Below are 22,608 nucleotides of genomic sequence, written 5' to 3'. Positions count from 1 at the left end.
ACCCACGAGACGGTTCGACACCGCCTACACGATTTCCAATCGTGCTCCTTCGGCCGCTCGGACATCCATCCATATATTTGAAGTGGATCAAAGCGATCCGCTTGTTTGCCTTTCAGAATTCATATGTTAGCATGCATTCATCTGAAACGCAAGAACTTTTTTCAAAGAAACTTAAAAAGTTCAATGTGACATAACTTTTCTGCTAGGCACAATAGCCATTGTAGCGCGTGGATCATGTGCTGTCAACGAAAAGTAATGAAAATCTCAACTTTTTTCTCTGTCCCCATCCATGGATGGGAAATACGTATCTATCTTTACCTGTCCCCAGCAATGTTACTCGCCGAATATCACTCTTTTTGTCGAGTCAGCTCATATCTACACTAACAAGAGAACTCACCATACGGAATGCTGGAATGGTATAATTTAACTTGAGACAAGACTGGCGGTGGAGGACCACGGCACAGCTTCCTGTAAAGGGGGTGATGCTGATGGTCTCGCTCGGCACGCTTTACCTTTTCCTAAAAGTACTGGCAACCTTGCTAAGCCTCTGGTTTAGCGGCAGGAAGCTCTACCGATGGATAAGAAAGTGGCGTAACAAGCGAAAACCCACCGCCTAAGGTTGACCGCCTGACGGTGGGTTCGCTGTTTTTGTAATCATGCGCGCCGTGGGTGTGCCACAGCTACTTGTCTCAGGAGCCTTGCCGCTGCAACGGTATTGGCTCCTTTATTTATATGTCGGATAATCCGTATCTCTACCAGTAGTTTAACACCCTTTTTCCATTCCATACAACATAAGCAACGATTTACAAGTAGAAAGGATTTGAAATGGATGACCTCGGTCCGTCTAGCTACTCCTCAAGACATTCCTGCTGTCTGTACGATTGATGCCATGGTGCTCGGTTCAACCAGTCGTTCATCTGAACTTCAAGAAGCCATCGAGCAAGGACATTGCTACTTGGCGTTAATCGACATGAATATTGTCGGTTTTGCCATCATCAATCAATCATTTTTTAAGAACAGCTTTATTCATCTACTCATTGTTCACCCTCACTATCAGAAACGAGGGATTGGCGAGGAGATGATGCGCTATCTGGAAACGATCTCCCCTACGGAGAAGTTGTTCACTTCTACTAATCTTTCCAACGAGAGAATGCAACGCCTCTGTCTGAAGCTCGGATACGTTCACTGCGGAACTCTGACTCACCTAGATCCAGATGATCCTGAAATGTTTTTCTGCAGATACGTTCGTCATCCACTATGATTGATTCCGCTCATAGATCAAACGAAGTCCTTTTAGCGTAAGATTCTGATCCACAACATGAATACAAGAGGTCTCATTCGCAAAAAGTGCTGCCAGCCCTCCCGTAGCAACTACGGTTGGACGCGTACCATATTCATCCATGATTCTGCGTACAATGCCTTCAACCTGACCGACGAACCCATAGAAAATGCCGGACTGCATCGCCGCTATCGTATTGCGCCCGACTACACTTGCAGGCTTGGCGATTTCGATTCGCGGCAGCTTGGCAGCACGAGTGAAGAGAGCCTCTGTCGATATCCCGATACCAGGAGCAATCGCCCCGCCCCAATACTGCGCCCGCTCGTCCACATAGCAAAAGGTCGTCGCCGTACCAAAATCGACAACAATAAGCGGTGCGCCATAATGATGAATCGCAGCAACAGCGTTCACGATTCGATCGGAACCTACCTCTCGCGGATACTCATACTTGATATTTAGTCCCGTCTTGATACCCGGTCCGATAATCAGCGCTTTTTGTTGCATATACTTCCCGCACATACGTTCAATCGTGAGGTTTAAAGGTGGCACGACAGACGAGATAATGACGCCTCTCACCTGTTCAAAGCCAAGCCCTACACTACCAAACAAGCTTTTGACGAGCATGCCGTACTCGTCTTCCGTTTTGTTACGATCTGTGGACACTCTCCAATGGTGTTGGAGCTCGTCGCCTTCATACAAGCCCAACACAATATTGGAGTTGCCTATATCGATCACCAATAACATCGTGGTCGCTCCTTACCGCTTGCGTGTATTCAGATCGAGGCTGATATCAAACGCTTTGACAGAATGAGTCAGCGCCCCTACCGAAATGATATCTACGCCTGTTTTTGCAATGTCACCAATCGTCTCCAGACTCACACCGCCAGATGCCTCGACAATGGCCCGCCCATTGATATACTGCACGGCTTCCACCATTTGATCGAGGGACATATTGTCGAGCATGATCGTATCTGCACCTGCTGCCAATGCTTCCTGAACCTGTTCAAACGATTCGGCCTCTACCTCTACTGTCATCGTATGCGGAATAACTGCGCGTGCCGCTGCAACAGCCTGTGCGATACCGCCCGCTCCTTTGATATGATTGTCCTTGATCATCACGGCATCATACAAGGCAAAACGGTGATTGTAGCCTCCCCCGACTCGTACCGCGTACTTTTCCAAAACCCTGAGGCCTGGCGTAGTCTTTCTCGTATCGACAACTCGTGCCTTCGTCCCTGCGACGGCTGCTGCGTATTCACTCGTTTTCGTGGCAATCCCAGACAAACGTTGCATTAAATTAAGTGCAAGCCGCTCTCCACTCAAAATCGAACGAACCGAGCCGCTGACTTCGGCGATCTGCTGACCAACCTCTACTCGTGCCCCTTCTACTACCTTTGCCTCAAAAACGAGAGCAGAATCAACCGTGGCAAATACTTGCTCCGCAATCGGCAGGCCTGCCACGATTCCTGCTTCCTTGGCATATAAAATGCCGACACCCTGCTCTGATTCAGGAATGGTGCTCATAGTCGTCACATCACCAAACCCCACGTCTTCCTGTAGCCATTCCTCTATTTTTCGCTGAAGCTCCCGTTTATTCCACATCATACTTCTCACACTCCTCTTGGACACCATCTTCTACGGACTGGATCAAATGCTTACGCCACACCAAGTCATCTTTATTCGGAAAATCAGTACGATAATGCCCACCTCTGCTTTCTTCCCGCAAAAGGGCCGCTCTCGTTGTTAGGACGGCAGCATTCAGCAGATTGAAAAATTCAAACGTTTCCAGGCTCTTGGGCTCGTACTGATAGTATTGCTCCATTCGCGCAAGCTCAGCTAGTGCTTTCGTTAATCCTTTATCGTCGCGCTTCACACTAACATGCCGCAGCATGAGCTTTTGCATTTTCAATCGTTGTTCACGTGTATTGAACGCTTGAGGCAGTTTTTGCTTGGAAACAACCTCAAAAGGATGGATGCCGGGCAAATCAGCAAGCTGCTTGATCCGCTCCGCGATCCGGTGACCGAATACAACCGCTTCCGATAACGAGTTGCTGGCCAGTCGATTCGCTCCATGTACCCCTGTGCAAGAAGCTTCCCCGCATGCAAAAAGACGCTTCGTCGAGGTCTCCCCGTTCAAGTCAGTTTGAACCCCGCCCATAATATAATGGCAGGCAGGAGCTACCGGAATCCAGTCTGTCACCATATTGAGCCCGTATTGTAAGCAAAAATTATAAATCGTCGGAAAACGCCGCTTAATAAGCTCCTCCGATTCGTGGGTAATGTCGAGATACACAAACGTAGACTTTGTCTGCTCCATCTCGGAGACAATCGCCCGGGCGACAATATCGCGCGGTGCCAGTTCTTTTTGCGGATGGTACTTGTCCATGAAGCGATCGCCATTGCTGTTACGCAAAATGGCACCCTCCCCACGAACCGCTTCTGAAATCAAAAAGCGCGGGGCTCCCGGATAGTAAAGCGCAGTCGGATGAAACTGGATGAATTCCACATCTTTAATGCGAGCGCCCGCCCGATACGCGATTCCGATCCCATCCGCCGTAGCGATTTGCGGATTCGTCGTGTATCGGTAAAGCTGACCTGCTCCTCCTGTAGCCAGCACCGTTGCTTTGGCTTCCAGGAAAAACAGTTCGCCATCCGGCTTCCGCACGAGGACACCCACGCATTCACCATCCTGCGTGATGACATCCACAGCAAAATGATATTCCAGAACCTGAATGTTTGGCTGCTCCATCACTCGCTTGGACAAAGCGCGGACAATCTCTGCCCCAGTGGCATCTCCGTTTGCATGCAAAATTCGCCGTTTGCTATGCGCGCCTTCCTGTGTCAGCTCGTACTCCCCTTGTTCATCGCGGTCAAATTCCGTTCCATATGCAATCAGTTCATGCAAGCGATCAGGGCCTTCATGCACCAGGACCTCCACAGCGTTATACGAGCAAAGACCTGCTCCAGCGATTAACGTATCCTGTCGATGAAGGGCCGGAGAATCTGATTGGGCTGTTACAGCAGCGATTCCTCCCTGAGCCCAGCGTGTGTTACTATCATCGAGTCCCTTCTTGCTGATCAACACCACATCCGCATACTCACTCGTTTGCAACGCTGTATACAATCCAGCAATTCCTGCTCCAATAACAGCTACATCTGCCCTCATCCGAGGTAAGGTGTGCAAATCAAAGTCCACAATATAACGGGGAATCATGACTGTGTCCCTTCTCTCTTGTAACTGATGATTTTCCACCCATTATAGCAAATACACGCTTGAAGGAGATGCAAAAAAAGAGCACCCGCAAAAGCGAGCACTCCCCTTTATCCGATTAATTCGAATGCGTTACACATTCCTTGCACGTGCCATATACCTCGAACTTGTGTCCCGTCACCTGAAACTCTTCCGGTACAGCGGAAATGATATTCATCGGACATCCTGGCAAAGAAGAAGTCTTTCCACATTCCGTACAAATCACATGGTGATGATGGTGTCCATCTGTCGAACAGGCCAAACGGAATCTGCCTTCCCCGTCGAGCTCCGTCTCTTCCAGAATCCCCAGCTCAACAAAAGTGGAAATGTTGCGATAGACGGTATCGAAGCTGAGTGTTGGATACTGCTCCTTGATTCTTTCCATAATATCTTTGGCAGACAGGTATCGCTTCTCGGCCGCGCAGATTCGAATCATCTCCTCCCGCTTGCCGGTATACTTGAAACCATGTTCTTTCAATATTTGCAGCGCTTCTTCTACTTTCATCGACAAACACTCCTTCCTTTTGTCATATCCGGAAAACTCTTATCGGAAAGCGACCCGCAGCTTTTTTACACCCAATACAACCAGCATAACCAGTACTGCCATCAGTACAATTGTACCACCAGATGCCCAATCAAAGAGATAGGCAAAATACAAACCGCTTAACACGGAAAACTCCGCGAACAAAATCGACAAGAAAATCGTTTGACGAAAGCTTTTCGCGATTTGCAGACTAGCCGCTACCGGAAGGGTAATCAGCGCCGAGATTAACAGGACACCGACTATACGCATGGAAGCCGCAATCGTCAGAGCGACGAGCACCATGAACCACAAATTAATCGAACGTCTTGCCACCCCGGAGACGCGAGCGAATTCCTCGTCAAAGGAGACCGCAAAAAGCTCCTTGTAAATCAACACGACTGTCCCTAAAACAACAACTGCCACACCAATCAGCGCATACAGGTCTTCGATGGACACCGTCACAATTTTTCCGAACAAGTACGAATACAAATCTGCATTAAAACCGTCTGCGATGCTGATTAATACGGTAAACAGCCCAAGTCCCGCAGATAATATAATCGGAATCGCCAAATCCTGATACGCTTTGTACACCTTACGCAACCGCTCGATGAACAACGAACCGATCACCGCAAACAGCATCCCGAAAAACAGCGGATTGACTGCGGAGAAAAAGGCAACCTTTTTGGAAATGAGCATCCCGGCAGCTACACCGGACAGTGTGACGTGTGACAAGCCATCTGCCATCATCGACAAGCGACGAACAATGAGAAACGTGCCCAAAATAGGGCAAATCAGACCAATTAAAATCCCTGAAAACAGGGTATACCGCAAAAAGTCATACTGCCACCAATCAGCAAGCATGTGCCTATTCCTTCTTTCTTACCTATTTACAAAGCCTAATGATGATGAGACAGCAGTCTGACCGAATCACCGTACATACTTTGCAAGATTTTTTCTTGGTTATGCTCAAAATCGTGCGCTGTTCCGTGGAAGTGAATTTTCTTCTGCACACAAGCCACCTTGGTCACCCATTGCGACATGACTCCCACATCGTGGCTGACGATCATCATCGTCAATCCGTTCTCTTCCTTCAGCGAACGAAGTAGGCTGTAAAATTGATCGATCGATTCCTGATCGACACCGACCGTTGGCTCATCGAGGATCAACAGCTCTGGTTCAGCTACAAGAGCTCGCGCGATGAAAACGCGCTGTAACTGCCCGCCGGACAAGTTGCCGATGCGTTGATCCAGCTTCTCCAACAAGCCGACACGCTCCACCGCAGCCCGAACATTCTCATGATGCTGTTTCGTCAATCTGCGAAACAGGCCTACTTTCCCGACCAATCCAGATGACACGACTTCTCGCACCGTCGCCGGAAATCCACCCGCTCCATGCGCGACCTGTTGCGCGACGTATCCAATGCGGTTCCATTCACGAAACTTGGATAGTGGTTGCCCGAACAACTCCACTGTCCCTTTGTTTGGCGTCAACAGACCCAAAATCAGCTTCATCAGCGTAGATTTTCCTGATCCGTTCGGCCCGACGATGCCCACAAAGTCTCCGCGTTCCAATGTGAATTCAACCTCATCGAGAACCTGTTTGTCTTCATATTGAAAGGAGACACCTGTGAGCTTAATGACAGGCACCTCTTGTGTATGTGGTTCCATGAAATATCCATCCCTTAAATCGGATTTGTTCTTATTTGATTCCCTTCATCGTACTACGATTTTGCCCGAACCACAAGCATCCTACTAATAAATGAAAAAATGCCGCCTGGCAAGCGACATTTTTTCGAGGGAAAACTTATTGGAGTGCAGTCTTCAATGTATTCATATTGTCACGCATAATGGACAAGTAATCACGACCCGCCTTTACGTCGTCTTCCGTCAAACCTTCCAACGGATTGAGCGTAGCCGTCTTCACGCCAGCTTCCTTCGCAATCACTTCCGCTACCTTCGGAGAAACCAACGTTTCGAACAGCACATAAGAAATATTGTGTTCCTTTACATGCTCCACCAAGCTCTTCAACTCTGTTGTGGATGGCTCATCAGAAGGATTGACCCCAGAGATCGCTACTTGCTCCAGCCCGTAGCGTTTTGCCAGATAGCTGAATGCGCTATGAGAAACCATGAATTCTTTCTTCGGCGCTTGCGTAACCATATCTTTGAACTCTTTATCCAGCTGTTCCAAGTCTGTTGCTAATTGTGTGAAGTTCTTTTCGTAATCAGCAGCGTGCGCTTGATCTTTTTGCACGAGCGTATTTTTGACCTTCTCTGCCTGTGCCTTCAGTTGCATCGGGTCGAGCCATACATGAGGGTCCAGATCCCCGTGGTCGTGCCCTGCTTCTTCTGCGTGACCTTCTTCTTCTGCGTGACCTTCTTCTTTGTGGCCCTCTCCTTCATGCTCATGCTCAGCTGCACGAATCAGCTCGAGACCTTCCGTCGCATTAATGATCGTAGTTTTGTTTTTGTCGAGGTTGGTTACAGCCTTCTCTACCCACAGCTCTAAACCACTGCCGTTATAGGCGAAGATATCTGCTCCGGACAGAGCGACCATGTCTTTTGCGGTTGGCTCGAAGTCGTGAGGCTCTACGCCTGCGGGAACCAGATTCGTAACCTCCACATGTTCACCGCCGATCCGCTTTGCTACATATTCCAATGGATAAATCGTCGTGTATACTTTTGGTTTCCCTGACGCATCACTGCCAGTTTGCGGAGTCCCAGCCGTTTCGTTCGCTGCTCCACATCCCACCAGCCCCACTGCCGTAATGAAACTTAGGGCTGCCAACATAACTCTTTTCATCTATATTTCCTCCTGCTCCAATTCAAAATGATTCCGATTTACGTCTTCGTCGTTTTTCATTATACGGAGAGGAGCCCAAAAAGTAAATAGGATTTATTACGATTTAAAAATCATAAGTGTGCATCTTCTCTCCTGGCTCCACAATTTCTCCATCTCATTATGATAAAATAACTGGCAGGAGGTATGTCCAAGATGAAACGTAAATCATGGTTAGCCATTACTTTTATCACCGCAGCTCTGCTTACTGGCTGTGGCTCTACTGATCAAGCTGAACAGAATCATAGCGATCACACGCAGCACGCCCCCAATGGAGATTTGCAGGAATTGACTGCTTCCGCTGATCAGCTACCAAAATTTTTAGACAACCAAGACCCTGTCATTATCCAATCCTACAAAGTTGCTGCCGCAAATCGTGAGCTGCTCAAATCCATTCCATGCTATTGTGGTTGTGGTGAAAGTGCTGGACACGGGCATAATGGCAACTGCTTCATCAAAGAAGAAAAGTCTGATGGCTCCATTGTCTGGGATGACCACGGCACGCGCTGCGGCGTATGCATGGAAATCGCCGTTATTTCCGGCAAGCTGAAAGAAGAAGGCAAATCTACTAAAGAAATTCGTACCTACATAGACCAAACCTACGGGCAAGGCTACGGAAAACCAACTCCTACCCCGATGCCTTCCTAAGCACAGATAACAAGACTTCCCGGCGAGGAGGTCTTTCTTTTTTTCCTTTTTATGGAATAACATAGATTACCTTATGGGGCCAGGGCTTTGGTGCCTCTCTAGATGCATTGCCCGCCCTTGAGTCTGACTATATTTTTGGACCAAATGTAGGGATCGCCTTTTTCATTCTTGGCGTTATGCTGTTTCTTCGTTTGCTCCATGCCATCAGACGAGTAAAAGATGTTTACGGATCCTTGCTGTTATCCGGTATGATTGTACTCATCCTGAACATTTACCGACGAAAAGACATCCAGCCCTTAACCAAAATCTCCTAATAGAAAAAGGGAGTAAAGCCCCTGCGCTCTACTCCCTTTTTGCATTTGATCAGTCTGCCCCTTAAGCAGGCGCTACCGCAAGCATGCGCTCCAAGGAAGCACGTGCCGCATCTGCAACATCTGTCGGAACAAAAATCTCCGGCTTCATATTCTCCAGCGCCTCGACGCACTTCTTCAGGTTGTTCACCTTCATATTCGGGCAAACGAGGTACTTGGAAGCGAAAATGAACGTTTTGTCCGGGCTGTCCTTTTCCAGCATGTAGCGTGTGCCGTCTTCCGTTCCAATAATAAACTCTTTGTGCGAAGACTCACGGCAGTATTTCAAAATTCCGGTCGTGGAACCAACGTAGTCAGCCAGGGATACCACTTCTGGGCGGCACTCCGGATGAACGACTACCACAGCCTCTGGGTGCTGCTGCTTCAACGTCATGATGTCTTCTACAGACAGTTGGTCATGCGTGTTGCAGTACCCTTCCCAAATAATCATTTTCTTGTCCGTGAATTGGGATACATAGTGGCCGAGGTTTTTGTCCGGCACCCAAATGATCTCATCGCTGTCGATCGACTCGATCACGCGCTTCGCGTTGGACGACGTACAGCAGATGTAGGTTTCTGCCTTAACATCCGCAGAAGTATTGATGTAAGCCACTACCTTAGCATTTGGATGTTGTGCTTTGAGCTTGCGGAGCCCGTCTACGTTCACCATGTCCGCCATCGGACAGCCAGCCCGTTCATCGGGAATAATGACGGTCTTTTGGGGATTGAGAATTTTTGCACTTTCCCCCATAAAATGAACCCCACAGAACAAAATCACATCGGCATCCGTTTCTTTCGCTTTCTGCGCCAATCCAAAGGAATCGCCAATGAAGTCAGCGACTTCCTGAATCTCGGGACGTTGGTAAAAGTGAGCAAGAATGATGGCATTACGCTCTTTCTTCAACTGTAGCAGTCGTTCACGTAACTCAGCGTTGCGCTGGGCTTTTTTTTCTAACGCTAAAGCGTCCATGGAAAAAATCCCCCTACGGTGGTGTCATAATTTACGGTCATTGTAAGCGTATAACCTCACCTTGTCAACGTGGTACATTTTGAGCGAAAAAGCAGAAACCGGTCCGTACAGACGCAGCTTCTGCTCTTCATTCCCTTACTCGCCTTTTTCTCCCAGAACACGCTCCCGAATAAAGCGGGCAACGCCTTCCTCATTATGGTGTGGGGCGATATATTTGGCTACCTGCTTGATTTCGTCAGAAGCGTTTTCCATCGCGACGGAATATCCTGCGCCCGTTAATGCTTCACGGTCGTTTTCTGCATCGCCAAATGCCATTACTTTCTCTGGGGAGATTCCCCATTTTTCACAGAAGTATTGAAGACCTTCCCATTTGGATACCCCTTGAGGAATCACTTCGACATTCTGCTTTCCAGATGAAGTGATGGTCACTTGCTCGCTCCAAGGCTGTAGCTGCGCTTTCACCCACTCCAGACGATCCGGGTCATGATGCCAGATGAAGAACTTGACGATCTCTACTTCCCCGGACTCTACTTTTTCCAACATCTCTGCCAATGGCTCTATGCGAGCGAGCCTATAGTAAGGAAAATTCAAGATCGAGAATCCTTCCACAGACGCATCCTCACTCATGGTCGCTTCCAAACGTTCACGGTCTTCTTTGACCATCCAGCGATTGCTGTTGGTATCATGAAGCTCATAATAAATCGTTTCTTGCCTCAGTGCATGGATCGTACCGATTATCATCTCAGTAGGAAGGAGCGATCGACGGACCAGCGTGCCATCTCCTTCGAAAATAGCACCGCCATTGCTACAGACAAAGCCGTCAAAAGGAAAGGAATCGATCGGAATTTGAGCGGAGCCATACATCCTGCCCGTAGATAAAACGAGTTTGCAGCCTTGCTGTTGCAATTGGCGAAGTGCTTCTTTCGTGCCTTCTGTCAGCTTTGAATCGTGAGTCAGTAAGGTTCCATCCATGTCAAATGCAGCCATGCCTGGTGTAAGCAACATATCCAATCCCTCTCATTCGTTTTGGGTTTGCCTTTAAGTATGAGTCAACAAAGTGGAGGAGAAGAAAAAGCGCAGTTCTCTTCGACTCTGACACGCCAGCAAGGCGATTCACTGGCCGTCTCCACTTAAAAAAGGGGACCGTCGAGCCAAAGCCACCCTACGGGCGGAAGTTTCTCAAGGAAGAAGTGTTCGACAAGCGTGGTCCCCTTTTTTTAGTTCCGACTGGGGTGGCCTGTCAAGGTCTACGAGCCCTGCGCTTTTTCTTCTCACTAGCTTTATCGGTTCATCGACACCTTTAAAACTTAGGAGCTAAATACCCACAATATTTACACTTTCCGATATTGCAAAAAAGGGCACCTGAGGCGCCCCTTATTGTTTCGGTTCTTCGTTTGTATCTTCTTGTGTATCTTCTTGCTTTGGTTCTTCTTTTACTTCTTCCAGCTTCGGTTGAATGTTCACGACCACATCTTTATTTGCATCTGGATCGTTATCCATTTTACCTGTTTCGATCAATTGCTTGATCTGCTCAGCATCGAGAGTCTCTACACGGAGCAGCGTGTTCGCAATCAGATCGAGCTGATCACGGTGCTTCGTCAGCAATTCTGTACACTTTGCGTAGCACTCGTTGATAATATTTTGCATTTCGAGATCGATCTCGTAGGCAATCTTATCAGAGTAGTTACGCTCATTGCCATAGTCGCGGCCCAGGAATACCTGTCCTTGACTCTTACCGAATTGCATCGGTCCGAGCTTGCTCATTCCGTATTCGGTAATCATGCTGCGAGCGATAGCAGTCGCGCGTTGGAAGTCATTATGCGCCCCGGTACTAATATCCCCGAGCACCAATTCTTCCGCAACACGTCCACCCAACAGGCCGACGATTTTGTCGAGCAGGTCTGATTTGGTAGCAAAGAAACGGTCTTCCTTCGGCAGCATCACGGTGTATCCGCCAGCTTGGCCGCGCGGAATGATTGTTACCTTATGTACCATTTCTGCATTTCTCAAGTGGTATCCGATGATCGTATGACCAGCTTCGTGGAAGGCAACCAGACGGCGTTCGTCTTCGCTCACTACGCGAGACTTCTTCGCTGGACCCGCAATCACGCGGTCAATCGCTTCATCTACTTCGGTCATTGTGATTTGCTTTTTGTTTCTGCGGGCAGTCAAGAGAGCCGCTTCGTTCAGCAAGTTCTCCAAGTCTGCGCCCGTGAAGCCCGATGTACCACGAGCAATCACGTCCAGCTTCACGTCTTCGCCAATCGGCTTGTTGCGGGCATGAACCTTGAGCACCGCTTCACGGCCTTTGATATCAGGACGATCAACTGTAATTTGACGGTCAAAACGTCCCGGACGCAAGAGAGCCGGGTCGAGAATGTCAGGTCGGTTGGTCGCAGCGATCATGATGATCCCTTCGTTTCCACCAAAACCGTCCATCTCTACGAGCAACTGGTTGAGAGTTTGCTCGCGTTCATCGTGGCCGCCGCCGAGTCCAGCTCCGCGTTGACGACCCACGGCGTCAATCTCGTCAATAAAGATAATGCAAGGAGCATTTTTCTTAGCATTTTCAAACAGGTCACGTACGCGGGATGCACCCACCCCAACGAACATTTCCACGAAGTCAGAACCGGAGATACTGAAGAACGGCACACCAGCTTCGCCTGCAACAGCGCGCGCGAGCAAGGTTTTACCTGTACCCGGAGGACCTACGAGCAGTACCCCTTTTGGAATCCGAGCGCCAACCGCATTGAACTTACGGTTGTCTTTCAGGAAATCAACGACTTCCTCCAGCTCAGCCTTTTCTTCGTCCGCTCCTGCTACGTCGTCAAAGGTAACGCGTTTCTTTTCTTCGTTGTAAAGCTTCGCGCGGCTTTTACCGAAGTTCATCACTCGGCTTCCGCCACCTTGGGCATTGTTCAGAAGAAAGAAAAACAGGATGAAGATGATGACAAAAGGAATGATTGAGGTCAAGAACGTGAGCCAAATACTGTTGCCCTCCGCAGGATTGAACGCTACATTCTTCATCTTTTGTGCATCAATTTTCTCTTCGACTAGCTTTACAACATCTGAATCATACAAAGGAACATTGGTAAAAAATTTGTTGCTTTCCTGTCCCGGAATAGCTTTTGCCAACGTACCCTCAACCCTGTAAGTACCATTCTCTGGTCGAAGCGCCAACTCAGTGACGTTGTCAGCTTTTAGCTGTACCCGGAATTCCTGATATGTAAGTTTCCCAACCTTATCAGTACCGGAGAGGATGAAATTCACGATCCCGACCGTGACAAGAAAAATCAGTAGGTAGAACCCGGTATTACGAAAAAAGCGATTCATTCCTTACCTCCTCTCACGAACAGACACTTTTCACATTTTATCATAGAAAGTACGGTCTCCACAACAAACCTACTTCGTGTAGACCTCAGGCTTCAATACACCGATATAAGGCAGATTACGGTAGTGCTCGGCATAGTCCAAGCCATATCCCACAACGAATTCGTCTGGAACATCGTAACCCTTGTAATCCGGTGAAATATCCACCTTGCGACGCTCTGGTTTGTTCAAGAGAGTCACCACTTTTACAGAAGCGGCTTCCCGATGGCGCAACAGCTCTACCAAGCGGCTCAGCGTCAGTCCACTGTCCATGATGTCTTCTACAACCAGTACGTGTCTGCTTTGCACAGATGTATCGAGATCCTTCAAGATTTTCACCATGCCAGAGGACTCTGTTCCACTTCCGTAGCTGGAAACTGCCATGAAGTCCATTTCGCACGGAATGTTCATGTGACGGATCAGATCAGCCATGAAAATGACTGCGCCTTTCAGCACGCAGATGACCAATGGATTTTTATCCTTGTATTCTGCAGCCAGCGTCTCACCCAATTCTCGAACCTTTACCGCGATATCCTCTTCTGATAGCAAAATCTTCTCGATGTCTTGATTCATGAAAAAACCTCCCGCCAATCTTCTCCAAACTCTACCCGCACGTGTAGAAAACGCCTGGTCTGTCCATTGACAGGCGCTACGGCGGAACGGCGCACACCTGGTACCAAAATCACCTCTTCGCCCGCCGTCAAAAGCGGAAGTTTGTCACGCCATGCTCGCGGAAATTTGGCATCGATTAATAAATCCTTTAGCTTCTTTCCATCTGCTGAGCCAAACAGGGTGATGCGGTCTCCAGGTTTTCGGTTACGCAAATACAGCGATCCTGGCAACTGATCGGCATCAAAGACCGCTTCATTCGCAGGGAGTCGCTCCCAATCCATGGGACCTTCCAGGTAAGTAATATGTACCGTGGCCTTGCTCTCGTCGATCCAGGTTACACCGGGAACGGCGAGCTCGTAACTATACGTATGTATGCGATCCTGTCGCTTTCTACGACGAAAAGTGATTCGCCCGTACACCCGGTCCACTACCAGGCCATTTGGCAAATGCAATTCCGCAGAAGGGCGACTTCCCCCTAGCATGTGCAAAACGGTCTCCACATGTTGCGAAGACCATTCGGTATGTTTTGAGAGATAACTTAATATTAGAGTAATCATTCTCCTTTGTAAAGCAACGTCACAAGTTTGAAACTTGTCATTGTCCATCAAAAATGCTTCAGGTTTTTTCTCAATCGTTACCTCTTTCAGCTGCTCAATCGCCAGCCTCATTAAAAGCGCTTCGTCCTGCCGGATTGCCTCCGCGGTAGCCAAGATATGCTCCCGATATTTGTCATTCACTTTTTCCAATAAGGGCATGACATCCAGACGCAGCAGATTGCGCGTATATTTGCGCGATTGGTTGCTGCTATCCTCACGGGGGACGAGTTGATGTTCCCGACAGTAGCCTTCCAGTTCTTGACGCGTTTTATGCAAGAGCGGACGCACGAGCTCAATCGGGCAATCCGCAAGCATTCTCCGCTTCGGCATCCCTGTCAGTCCATGCAACCTGCTGCCTCGTACAAAACGAAAGAGAATCGTTTCCACCTGATCGTCAGCATGATGGGCCAATGCCAGCTTGGTCGCTCCTTGCGCCAGACCTACCTCTCGATACAGCCGATAGCGAATGTCCCGACTCGCCTCTTGCCCACCCAGACCCGTTTTTTCCATATAAGCGGGGACGTCATACTCAAAGAGGTGGAAAGCCACGCCGAGTTCGCGGCACAGCTCTTCTGCATAGCGTGCGTCCTGCCTTGCTTCTTCCCCACGAAAGCCGTGGTTCAAATGGACAGCATGCAGCTTCCAATGATACTGGTATTGTTTATTGAGAGAAGCCAATATATGCAACAGTGCGGTAGAATCGTTGCCACCGGATATCCCGACGACAACGGTCTCACCTGGAAGCAAAAGCCCCTCGGACTCAATCTCGTTGCGCACGCTTGCCAGCATAGCGGGCTCCTTTCCAAATCGTCAGAACCGAAATTCCAAATATAAGTCCAGAAGCAATCGCGCCGGCTACCATCAATGTTTTGGTCGCCTGGGTAATTCCTCCGACATAGTCGTTGTTTACAAAAGCAAGCATGGCTTTGTAAGCCAACGATCCCGGTACCAGTGGAATAATGCCCGCAACGCTAAAATTCGTAGAAGGAACTCGCAGTATAATAGATAAGAGCTGACTGAGCAAAGAAACAGCAGCAGCAGAAACAAACGTCGACAACAAGACCTCTGCACCGTAGATAGGAAGAATCGAGTAGAAGAGAAAACCGACCACTCCGGCTAAACCACCCGCTACGATTGTTCGAACCGGCACATTAAACAGCACACACCACGCTACTGAAGAGGCGAAGCTAAGCGCCAATCCTTGTAACAACATCGTACTCACCTCGTAAACGAAAGAATAATGGCTGTGGCTACCGCTACGGAGACAGCTGTCAGCATGGCTTCTACTCCGCGTGAAACACCTGCAACCAAATCACCAGCCATCAAATCCCGAAGCGAGTTGGTGATGGCGATCCCCGGAAACAGTGGAAGCATCGCACCAATAATAATGATGCTTAAATGCAACTGCGGAAAGATCGTCACAGTCAACAACGCGAAAAGTCCTCCTAGTAAAGCGGCAGAGAACTCTGTAAAAAACTTCATCCGGACAAACTGTTCTAAATATTCCTGGCTCAGGTTCACAATCAAACCGGCCATCGCAGAAGGAATCAGACTGCCCCAATCTCCCCCTGCAAGCATAGAAAAGGAGCCGCTAGCCGTAGCGGCTGCCAGATGCTGCAACCATTTCGGATAGATCTGCTTTTTCTGATCGATCTCACGCAGCGTCCGATAGGCTTGCTCCAAATTAATTTTCCCACCGACAAACTGTCGGGAAACATCATTCACGAGCGTTATTTTATTGAGGTTAGTCGTACGTTTGGGGGTACGAACCATTCTTGTATGATCGAATCCACTGCAACGAAAGGACAGGATGATGCTCGTAGGCGTAGCCGAGCTGTTGACATCATCCATCCCCGCAGCCTTCGCAATCAATGCCATTGTCTCTTCCGTTCGGTAAGTCTCTCCACCGTTTTTCAAAATAATCGAGCCTGCCAACAAGCAAGTATCCATCACCAAATCTGAGGACACGAACCGTCACATCCTTCACATAAACCATGCGTAATACAAAGTGCCAGCCAATAGGAGCAACGAGGCGACAAAAAGACCGCTAATGCCCGCCCCTGCATTCCCTTTCTTCCGCGCTTTCTTTTGCGACTTTTGCGGTTTGGCGACCATGCTATCTTGCAAGACTGCCAACAGCTCCGCTCGCATTTCTTTCGCGGTCGCAAACTTGCCGTGAAACGCCTTCAATAAAGGCTCCCGGTAAGGGTACAGGCTGTCACTTTTTCGTATTATATCACAGAGTAATATCGTGTGACGTGGGTCACCAAGGCTGTTTTTCCACGTTTCTGCTCCAACCGTCAGACGCACCATCATCACGGCTGTCGAGAACAGGTCATAACTTACTTCAGCCCGTCTATCACCTGCGTGCCAAAAAGCTCGATCATACTCTTCTGTAAACTGCCGAACGGCGTTTCCCAGCTTGGTCACTCCACCAAAATCAATCAAGCGTACCTGCTTGTCCGTTTGGGTCACCATCACATTCTGCGGCTTCAAATCACCAAAAATATAGCCATGCTGGTGCAAAACATCCAGTCGCGCCAGCAATTGAACCATCATCACGGCCACCCAGTCCGTACCCTCTTGCTTGATATATTCATCCAATTGCAAGCCTTGAAGATACTCCATGGCATAAAACGTACAGGCCTTCCCGTTTACAACGAGATCGTCCACGTCGCACAGGAGCGGTCCCACTTTGGAATCCCGCCCCTGCTGTGTGCTTTTCAACACATTCACTTCCATTAAAATGTCTATGCCCTCCACACCGACCTTAACCGCGCGCTGTACGCCACCTTGGGATACCAAGTACACGGTCCCGTTTGCACCACGCCCCAACTCCCGTAAGACATGGTACGATTTTTTGTTCCATTTGCCTGTAAAGTGCTTGGGCAGGTCGGGGGTGGCTGCCTTAAAAGACATGGTCACGCAGCATTCCGTTCGAATCGTCCTCTTCGTCTTGGTCGATGTAACGCTCTTGCAGCGTGCGTGGGAGCTTGTCCTGCTCAAACAGGGCAATTGCCTCTACGATGGCGGGGCCAGTAGGAGTAATTCCGCTCATCGCCAAATCACTCGTAATTTGATGGGCCTGCTCGACCTTTTCTGTCCACGGAATGCGGATATCGAGATGCTTTTGTTTCCCCGGAAATGAACCGACTGCCATTCTGCTATGGCCACTCCGCGAATGGAGACTGATACTGAAATCGTGAATCGCTTGCTGAACAGCCGACAGCTTTGGCTTCATACTTCCTGAGGTATCGACCAGCATCACGACGTTCAAGCTGCTTTTTTCACCCAACTCGTCAACCATTCCGGCAACCTGCACTCTTTTATCAGGTGCCAGCTCTTCTATTCCGGAATCGCCCAAAATCTCTTTTAATTCTTTATTAACTACTTGATGAATGGTGCGCGTCATTGCTTTTCGCGTCAGCATTTGTACCGTTTGTGCAAGCTGTTGGGGGTATACGATGTCGCAGAGTCCACCACCTGCTTCCGCAATATCCCTGATTTCCTTCTCCCCTTTCTCACCCAGCTCACTCTTGTCGATTACGCCAATCACATTGACCGTAATCCCTTGCTCTCTTGCCAGTGCCGCCGCAGCAACGGGACTCATCCCCGAGTTGGAGCAGCCGTCTGTCACTACCAGTATTTGACGAAGTGTCGCTTCTTTCACAATAATCTCCCCATTCGATCTGTTTTGTCAGTCCCAGCTCCGTGTTGCGAACGTTCATCCACTTCACTTCGCAGGATATTTTTAGCAACAGTATCGACGGGTAATGGAGAAAACATACTCCTAACTCACAATCCGTGGACGCTCGAGCTTCTCCATGCCATGTACCGCGATGGCAGCCCACTGTGGTACAAAGCGGTCAATTCGCGCCACCAGCACGGTCATGTCATCAACAATTTGTCCAGAATGCTGGCGAATGACTTTTTCCAATAGTAAATCAGCGACCTCCTGTGGATCATTCGTCTCCAGTTCGCTGATGATTCGCTTCATCCACGCTTGCCTGTTTTCAATATGGCGCGGCGCCTCATAAATGCCGTCGGACATCATGACGAGCAAATCACCCGGCTTGAGCATACGAGATACAACATCCACCTCGATTTCTTCCAAAATCCCTACTGGCAGGTTGTTGGCGGTGATCGTAATGACATCTTTATTTCTTTTGACAAAGCTCGGGGTGGAACCGATTTTTACAAAACGGGTATGAGCGGTTTGCAAATCGATCAATGCCAAGTCCACCGTCGCGAACATTTCCTCCTTGGAGCGCAGGGCGAGCACGGAGTTAACGGTTTTGATTGAAATTTTTTCGTCCATACCAGAACGCAGAAGCTGCTGGAGCATATCGAGGGCGGATTGACTCTCTATGGATGCCCGCTCGCCATTCCCCATTCCATCGCTGATCGCCAGCGCCATTTTTCCATTCCCCAAATCCATTGTCCGGAAGCTGTCACCGGATAATAGCTTGCCGTCTTTGGCTGCCCCTGCGACCCCGATATCGATTTCATACGTTTTGGCGGAAGCAAGGCACATTGTGCATGAACCGTCTTTTTGTGCTTCACAATGCCTCTCGCGTACCACAATGTTTTCTCCCAATATCTCCGTGAGCATCGGAGCCACGATTTTCGCGCATTCATCACGACCATAGCAAGTCGGCTGACTGATTTCGATATCAACCTTCCCTTCTTCCAAGCTGTGTATTTCTACGCGGCGTACCGACAGACCCAAGCCCTCCAATGCTTGTGAGACCTGCTTTTCCTGAAAGCTCAGCTCCATTCCCTCTCGCTGTATTTCCCGGGCAAAATCACTCATGACCCGAGAGACTCCCGATAGCTGGTCAGCTACGAGCATTCGGCTTTCCTTTACCTGCTTTTTCAATTGGTCAAACGACTGCTGGCGATCGTATTCCTGCTCCATCACAGTCATGACCTTTTCGGTTTTGACACACTTGCGCTCCCAGTCACGCGGCGGCGTAACGCCGGCCAAGGTACCGTTCTCGTATACTTTTTCCATTAAAAAGCGCATTCCCTCATAGGTCGATTGTGTATCTTTTTCCCAGCATTGTTCTTTTTTCCAGCATTTTTGGCAGGTGAATTCAGATACACGGCTGAGAAAGGCGTCGGCCTGTTCTTCTATTTCTTCAGGATCGGCTGTCTGGGCAAAGCTATGGGAGAGTTGCGTAAACAAATCGGAGAATTGCTGGATTTTGCCCGCGGTCACATCGCGAACTCTGCGCATGTATTCTTGATGGGATTGTAGATTCTCGGGAGTCCCGGGGATAAATCGGGCTACTTTTTTCCAAAGAGCAGCAGGGGTCAGAATGAAGAGAACAAGCGCCAGAGAGGTTTCGATCAAGGAGTAGTAGAGTGTCTCTTCTGCTCCACCGTAAATCGCAAGAATAGCCGTACCAATCAACAAGCCTGCGGATACGCCCACTTTGCCGCCTTCCTTCAACAAGCCAGCAAGAAGACCTGAAAAGGCAAGCAGATTGATTTGTAAAAGAGCACTCACATTAGCCAGACTGAGGATGAGACCTGTGACCACGCCAACAGCCGCACCAATCGTGCCACCACCGACAAAAGCAAAGATGAGCAGCAAATAGCGTGAGAGTACATGCTCCATCGAAATGCCTTCGACCATCCAATCCACGGTACCCGTCATCAAGGAGGCCAGTAAAATCACTAGCGAAACGATCTCTTCATTTTTGAGAGGCTCATAAGGCTTCGCCAAATGAATGATCGATAAGGACTGGATGAAGATAAGCGTCAGTACAAAGCCAAGAATCGCTTCTACTGCTACCATCACGAGCTCGTAGGTCGTTACCTGATTGGTCAGAACCGCATACAACAGACGGCTGATGAAAATCGTCCCGACAACCAGCAGAGGCGTCCGTGAAAAATCTTTCTTACGCATTTTATTCATCAGCTTGCAGGCAAACAGAGCAAGTATCACGCTCAAGGTGGTTTCCAGTCCAACAGGCACCGACTGGGTAAAAGCACCGATAATAAGAGCCATCCCCGTGACAAGCAAGCAATCTCGACGAATATAAAACATGACAATGAAATACGGTATAGCAAAGGGGGTTAGCTCCTCCACGATCAGAGCTCGTCCTAATAAGAAGCCCATAAGGATGGGGAGAACATTCCACTTCTCTATGAAGTCTGCTACTTTTTCTCCCCACGTCTGGGCAGTGGTACCCATTCGATCGGACACTTGCCGCGTCCAAGCCTGTCCGGCTTGTGTTACGTTTTTGTTCGCAATCATTTCGCTCCACCCCGTTCTTGGTCAATGTGTTTCTCCATTATACGGAGGGGGCATTGTAAAATTTGTCAAAAATCCAACGTACATTCACAGAATCGTGCGACAAATTCAGTAACGAAAATGGACAAAAAAAACCGACGTTATGGCGGATAACGTCGGCTGACAGGTGATTCGCGCTTTGCGAAACGGGCTTAGGATACTTTATTCGGCAAGACTTTGAAATGACCTTCCTGTTTTTACAGTCAAAATGCGCTTTTCACGAAGAAAGAAAAGTCATAATTTTCCGAATCATATAGACCGACCGCGGCCCTTTTTCTCTACGCTTTTCTTCAAAGCCTTCCCTTCGCTCCCGCTGATTGCGGGGTGGTCGTTCCTTTTCCATTGTTTTTTTGATAGAAAGCCCGATCTTGCCCTCACGGAGGCTGAGGACTTTTACCTTTACCGTATCTCCTATTTTTAAAAATTGATGGATGTCCCGGACATAGACGTCAGCAATTTCACTAATATGCACCAGTCCGGTCACATCGCCTGGCAGTTGAACAAACGCTCCGAATTTCGTAATACCCGTGATTTTTCCTTCCAGTATGCTCCGGACCTCGATCTCCATGACGCGGAATGCCTCCCTCTCGTTGAAGATCAGATGTATACTCAATCCGGAATGATATAGATGCTTTCGCCTTGCTTGGTAAACAAAATTCGCTTACGTACCAGCTCTGCCAAGTACTCCTGATCGTTTAGCCGGCTTGCTTCATAGGTCAGATCGTCTTGCTTTTGCTGCAAGACCGCTGATTCTTGCTTCAAGACTTCCAGCTCTGCCTCCTTCTTGGACAACTCGCCACTTTGCAAAAACAAGGTATAGCTAGTCCAGACGAAAAAGCACAGGATCACAAAGAAAAAAAGACGCATTCGCCTTCTTTGCCCTTTTCGGTTAATGGAAGAGGTTCTTGCTTCCTTCATCAGTACGCCACCTCGAATCTACTCCCGCTTTTTCTTTGAGTGAAACCAATTCTTCCAATTGGTCCAAAATCCTGTTGTTTTTCCATACATTTTTTTCCCCAAATGTTGACCCCATCTGGCAAAAGGAGAGGTGACAAAACGCGTCACTTTCCACAAAAAGCCGAGGATCGCGAGCAACACGGAATACAAAAATGTCAGCACCATGATGATCACCCGGAAAAGAAAGAGCACAGGACGTACTAGCAGGATGTCTATAATTTTTACGACCGTACGGTAAAACCACTGACAGAATTTTATCACGCGGTGCAAGAAAAGGATATACTTCTTACTACCTATTAAGAAATACAACCACGCGCCAAATATCATTCCAAAAAATATCGGAAACCGAATAATCCCGTCGTTCACTTTCACCAAAATCAAGAAGACAGCGCCCATACTGCCCACCCAAAAAAGGATGTCAAAGAAAAAGACCAACCAGAGTGGCAGCCTGGCCTTGCCCTTAAATACATGGTACGTATCGAATCCCATACCCATCAGGGCACCACACATCGACATGGCCAATACCGTCTGCAACTGAATGGCGATGTTCACTTGAATAACTTGCCGAAGAATCCTCTCGACCGATCGCCGGCCTGCCCTTGCTCCAGATAGGCCATCTCGTGAACAAGCCCCTCGATCGCTACTTCTCCGGTTTCCAGACTCAGATTTTTCATATGCAGGTTTTGGCCTCGTATGGTTAAAAAGCCGCCGTCCGTCTCCAAGAGGAATTCTTCGCTGTCAAAGCTTTCGACGTTTTTTACTCCCGAAATCGCTAAGCTGCGACGATTAATCATCACGACTTCATGACGTGGCCGTCTCGTGTGATCGTTCATAATTACTCCCTCCTCACGTACCCTTCTTGTACTATCGTATGGGGAGGGATGTCCTCTTAGAACAAAAACGGTCAAAGCCGTT

General features: G+C 48.7%; 23 protein-coding genes and 1 tRNA gene (1 of these 24 running past the window's edge). 2 read left to right on the top strand and 22 right to left on the bottom strand.

Annotated elements, in window-relative coordinates:
- Nucleotides 1–71 (bottom strand) — tRNA-Ser (locus FO446_RS00865); it reaches 22 nt to the left of the window's first position.
- Nucleotides 72–829: 758 nt separating this feature from the next.
- Between FO446_RS00865 and FO446_RS00860 the strand changes: the two genes are divergently transcribed.
- Entirely contained in the window at nucleotides 830–1,261 is a 432-nt protein-coding gene (locus FO446_RS00860; RefSeq protein ID WP_173612074.1) for a GNAT family N-acetyltransferase, read from the top strand.
- Here FO446_RS00860 and FO446_RS00855 read toward each other — a convergent pair.
- From FO446_RS00855 to FO446_RS00825, 7 genes are all read right to left on the bottom strand, one after another.
- Entirely contained in the window at nucleotides 1,256–2,023 is a 768-nt protein-coding gene (locus tag FO446_RS00855) for a type III pantothenate kinase (protein WP_088910223.1), read from the bottom strand. The genes FO446_RS00860 and FO446_RS00855 overlap by 6 nt on opposite strands.
- 12 nt (nucleotides 2,024–2,035) lie before the next feature.
- Complete coding sequence (gene nadC, locus FO446_RS00850; protein WP_237899772.1) at nucleotides 2,036–2,884, bottom strand: carboxylating nicotinate-nucleotide diphosphorylase; 849 nt, start codon at nucleotides 2,882–2,884, stop codon at nucleotides 2,036–2,038.
- The gene (gene nadB / locus FO446_RS00845) at nucleotides 2,871–4,493 is read right to left on the bottom strand and encodes an L-aspartate oxidase (protein ID WP_173612076.1); all 1,623 of its coding nucleotides are present in this window, start codon (nucleotides 4,491–4,493) and stop codon (nucleotides 2,871–2,873) included. Before nadB ends, nadC begins: the two co-directional genes overlap by 14 nt.
- 115 nt (nucleotides 4,494–4,608) lie before the next feature.
- The gene (locus FO446_RS00840; RefSeq protein ID WP_016740938.1) at nucleotides 4,609–5,034 is read right to left on the bottom strand and encodes a Fur family transcriptional regulator; all 426 of its coding nucleotides are present in this window, start codon (nucleotides 5,032–5,034) and stop codon (nucleotides 4,609–4,611) included.
- Between the two features lie 39 nt (nucleotides 5,035–5,073).
- Nucleotides 5,074–5,913: a metal ABC transporter permease gene (locus tag FO446_RS00835; protein WP_173612077.1), complete on the bottom strand. Its 840-nt coding sequence runs from the start codon at nucleotides 5,911–5,913 to the stop codon at nucleotides 5,074–5,076.
- A 35-nt stretch (nucleotides 5,914–5,948) separates the two neighbouring features.
- Nucleotides 5,949–6,719 carry a metal ABC transporter ATP-binding protein gene (locus tag FO446_RS00830; protein ID WP_173612078.1) on the bottom strand — a complete coding sequence of 257 codons (771 nt, stop codon included), beginning with the start codon at nucleotides 6,717–6,719 and terminating at the stop codon, nucleotides 5,949–5,951.
- Between the two features lie 136 nt (nucleotides 6,720–6,855).
- The gene (locus FO446_RS00825) at nucleotides 6,856–7,854 is read right to left on the bottom strand and encodes a metal ABC transporter substrate-binding protein (RefSeq protein ID WP_237899771.1); all 999 of its coding nucleotides are present in this window, start codon (nucleotides 7,852–7,854) and stop codon (nucleotides 6,856–6,858) included.
- Between the two features lie 192 nt (nucleotides 7,855–8,046).
- On the opposite strand from FO446_RS00825, the gene FO446_RS00820 reads away from it, so the two are divergent.
- Nucleotides 8,047–8,538, top strand: a complete 492-nt coding sequence (locus tag FO446_RS00820) for a PCYCGC domain-containing protein (protein WP_047074514.1) — start codon at nucleotides 8,047–8,049, stop codon at nucleotides 8,536–8,538.
- Nucleotides 8,539–8,913: 375 nt separating this feature from the next.
- Here FO446_RS00820 and nadA read toward each other — a convergent pair whose 3' ends face one another.
- From nadA to yabP, 14 genes are all read right to left on the bottom strand, one after another.
- Nucleotides 8,914–9,858, bottom strand: coding sequence for a quinolinate synthase NadA (gene nadA, locus FO446_RS00815; RefSeq protein ID WP_007729946.1), 945 nt, complete (start codon nucleotides 9,856–9,858; stop codon nucleotides 8,914–8,916).
- Between the two features lie 135 nt (nucleotides 9,859–9,993).
- Nucleotides 9,994–10,863: an HAD family hydrolase gene (locus FO446_RS00810; protein WP_173612080.1), complete on the bottom strand. Its 870-nt coding sequence runs from the start codon at nucleotides 10,861–10,863 to the stop codon at nucleotides 9,994–9,996.
- 369 nt (nucleotides 10,864–11,232) lie between these two features.
- Entirely contained in the window at nucleotides 11,233–13,191 is a 1,959-nt protein-coding gene (gene ftsH / locus FO446_RS00805) for an ATP-dependent zinc metalloprotease FtsH (RefSeq protein ID WP_173612081.1), read from the bottom strand.
- Between the two features lie 69 nt (nucleotides 13,192–13,260).
- Nucleotides 13,261–13,800 (bottom strand): hypoxanthine phosphoribosyltransferase, encoded by a 540-nt coding sequence (gene hpt / locus FO446_RS00800; RefSeq protein ID WP_221868239.1) that lies wholly within the window; start codon nucleotides 13,798–13,800, stop codon nucleotides 13,261–13,263.
- A complete protein-coding gene (tilS, locus tag FO446_RS00795) occupies nucleotides 13,797–15,224 on the bottom strand; it encodes a tRNA lysidine(34) synthetase TilS (protein WP_173612083.1) in 1,428 nt (475 codons plus the stop codon). Before tilS ends, hpt begins: the two co-directional genes overlap by 4 nt.
- Nucleotides 15,196–15,648 (bottom strand): threonine/serine exporter family protein, encoded by a 453-nt coding sequence (locus tag FO446_RS00790; RefSeq protein WP_173612084.1) that lies wholly within the window; start codon nucleotides 15,646–15,648, stop codon nucleotides 15,196–15,198. The genes tilS and FO446_RS00790 overlap by 29 nt, the downstream gene beginning before the upstream one ends.
- Before the next feature lie 5 nt (nucleotides 15,649–15,653).
- Nucleotides 15,654–16,403 (bottom strand): threonine/serine exporter family protein, encoded by a 750-nt coding sequence (locus FO446_RS00785; RefSeq protein WP_048035581.1) that lies wholly within the window; start codon nucleotides 16,401–16,403, stop codon nucleotides 15,654–15,656.
- A gap of 15 nt (nucleotides 16,404–16,418) precedes the next feature.
- Nucleotides 16,419–17,354: a serine/threonine protein kinase gene (locus FO446_RS00780; RefSeq protein WP_229087877.1), complete on the bottom strand. Its 936-nt coding sequence runs from the start codon at nucleotides 17,352–17,354 to the stop codon at nucleotides 16,419–16,421.
- On the bottom strand, nucleotides 17,344–18,105 hold the full coding sequence (locus FO446_RS00775; protein ID WP_173612086.1) for a vWA domain-containing protein: 762 nt from the start codon (nucleotides 18,103–18,105) through the stop codon (nucleotides 17,344–17,346). The genes FO446_RS00780 and FO446_RS00775 overlap by 11 nt, the downstream gene beginning before the upstream one ends.
- Nucleotides 18,106–18,225: 120 nt before the next feature.
- Complete coding sequence (spoIIE, locus tag FO446_RS00770; protein WP_237899770.1) at nucleotides 18,226–20,700, bottom strand: stage II sporulation protein E; 2,475 nt, start codon at nucleotides 20,698–20,700, stop codon at nucleotides 18,226–18,228.
- 253 nt (nucleotides 20,701–20,953) lie between these two features.
- Nucleotides 20,954–21,304, bottom strand: coding sequence for a S1 RNA-binding domain-containing protein (locus FO446_RS00765; RefSeq protein WP_237899769.1), 351 nt, complete (start codon nucleotides 21,302–21,304; stop codon nucleotides 20,954–20,956).
- Between the two features lie 41 nt (nucleotides 21,305–21,345).
- Nucleotides 21,346–21,654, bottom strand: a complete 309-nt coding sequence (locus FO446_RS00760) for an FtsB family cell division protein (RefSeq protein WP_173612088.1) — start codon at nucleotides 21,652–21,654, stop codon at nucleotides 21,346–21,348.
- Between the two features lie 18 nt (nucleotides 21,655–21,672).
- Nucleotides 21,673–22,245, bottom strand: coding sequence for a spore cortex biosynthesis protein YabQ (yabQ, locus tag FO446_RS00755; RefSeq protein WP_173612089.1), 573 nt, complete (start codon nucleotides 22,243–22,245; stop codon nucleotides 21,673–21,675).
- On the bottom strand, nucleotides 22,242–22,526 hold the full coding sequence (gene yabP, locus FO446_RS00750) for a sporulation protein YabP (RefSeq protein ID WP_007726414.1): 285 nt from the start codon (nucleotides 22,524–22,526) through the stop codon (nucleotides 22,242–22,244). Before yabP ends, yabQ begins: the two co-directional genes overlap by 4 nt.
- Nucleotides 22,527–22,608: the final 82 nt, after the last annotated feature.

Source organism: Brevibacillus brevis, from assembly GCF_022026395.1.
In the GTDB taxonomy this organism is placed as follows: domain Bacteria; phylum Bacillota; class Bacilli; order Brevibacillales; family Brevibacillaceae; genus Brevibacillus.
This window is presented reverse-complemented; position numbering and strand designations above follow the sequence as displayed.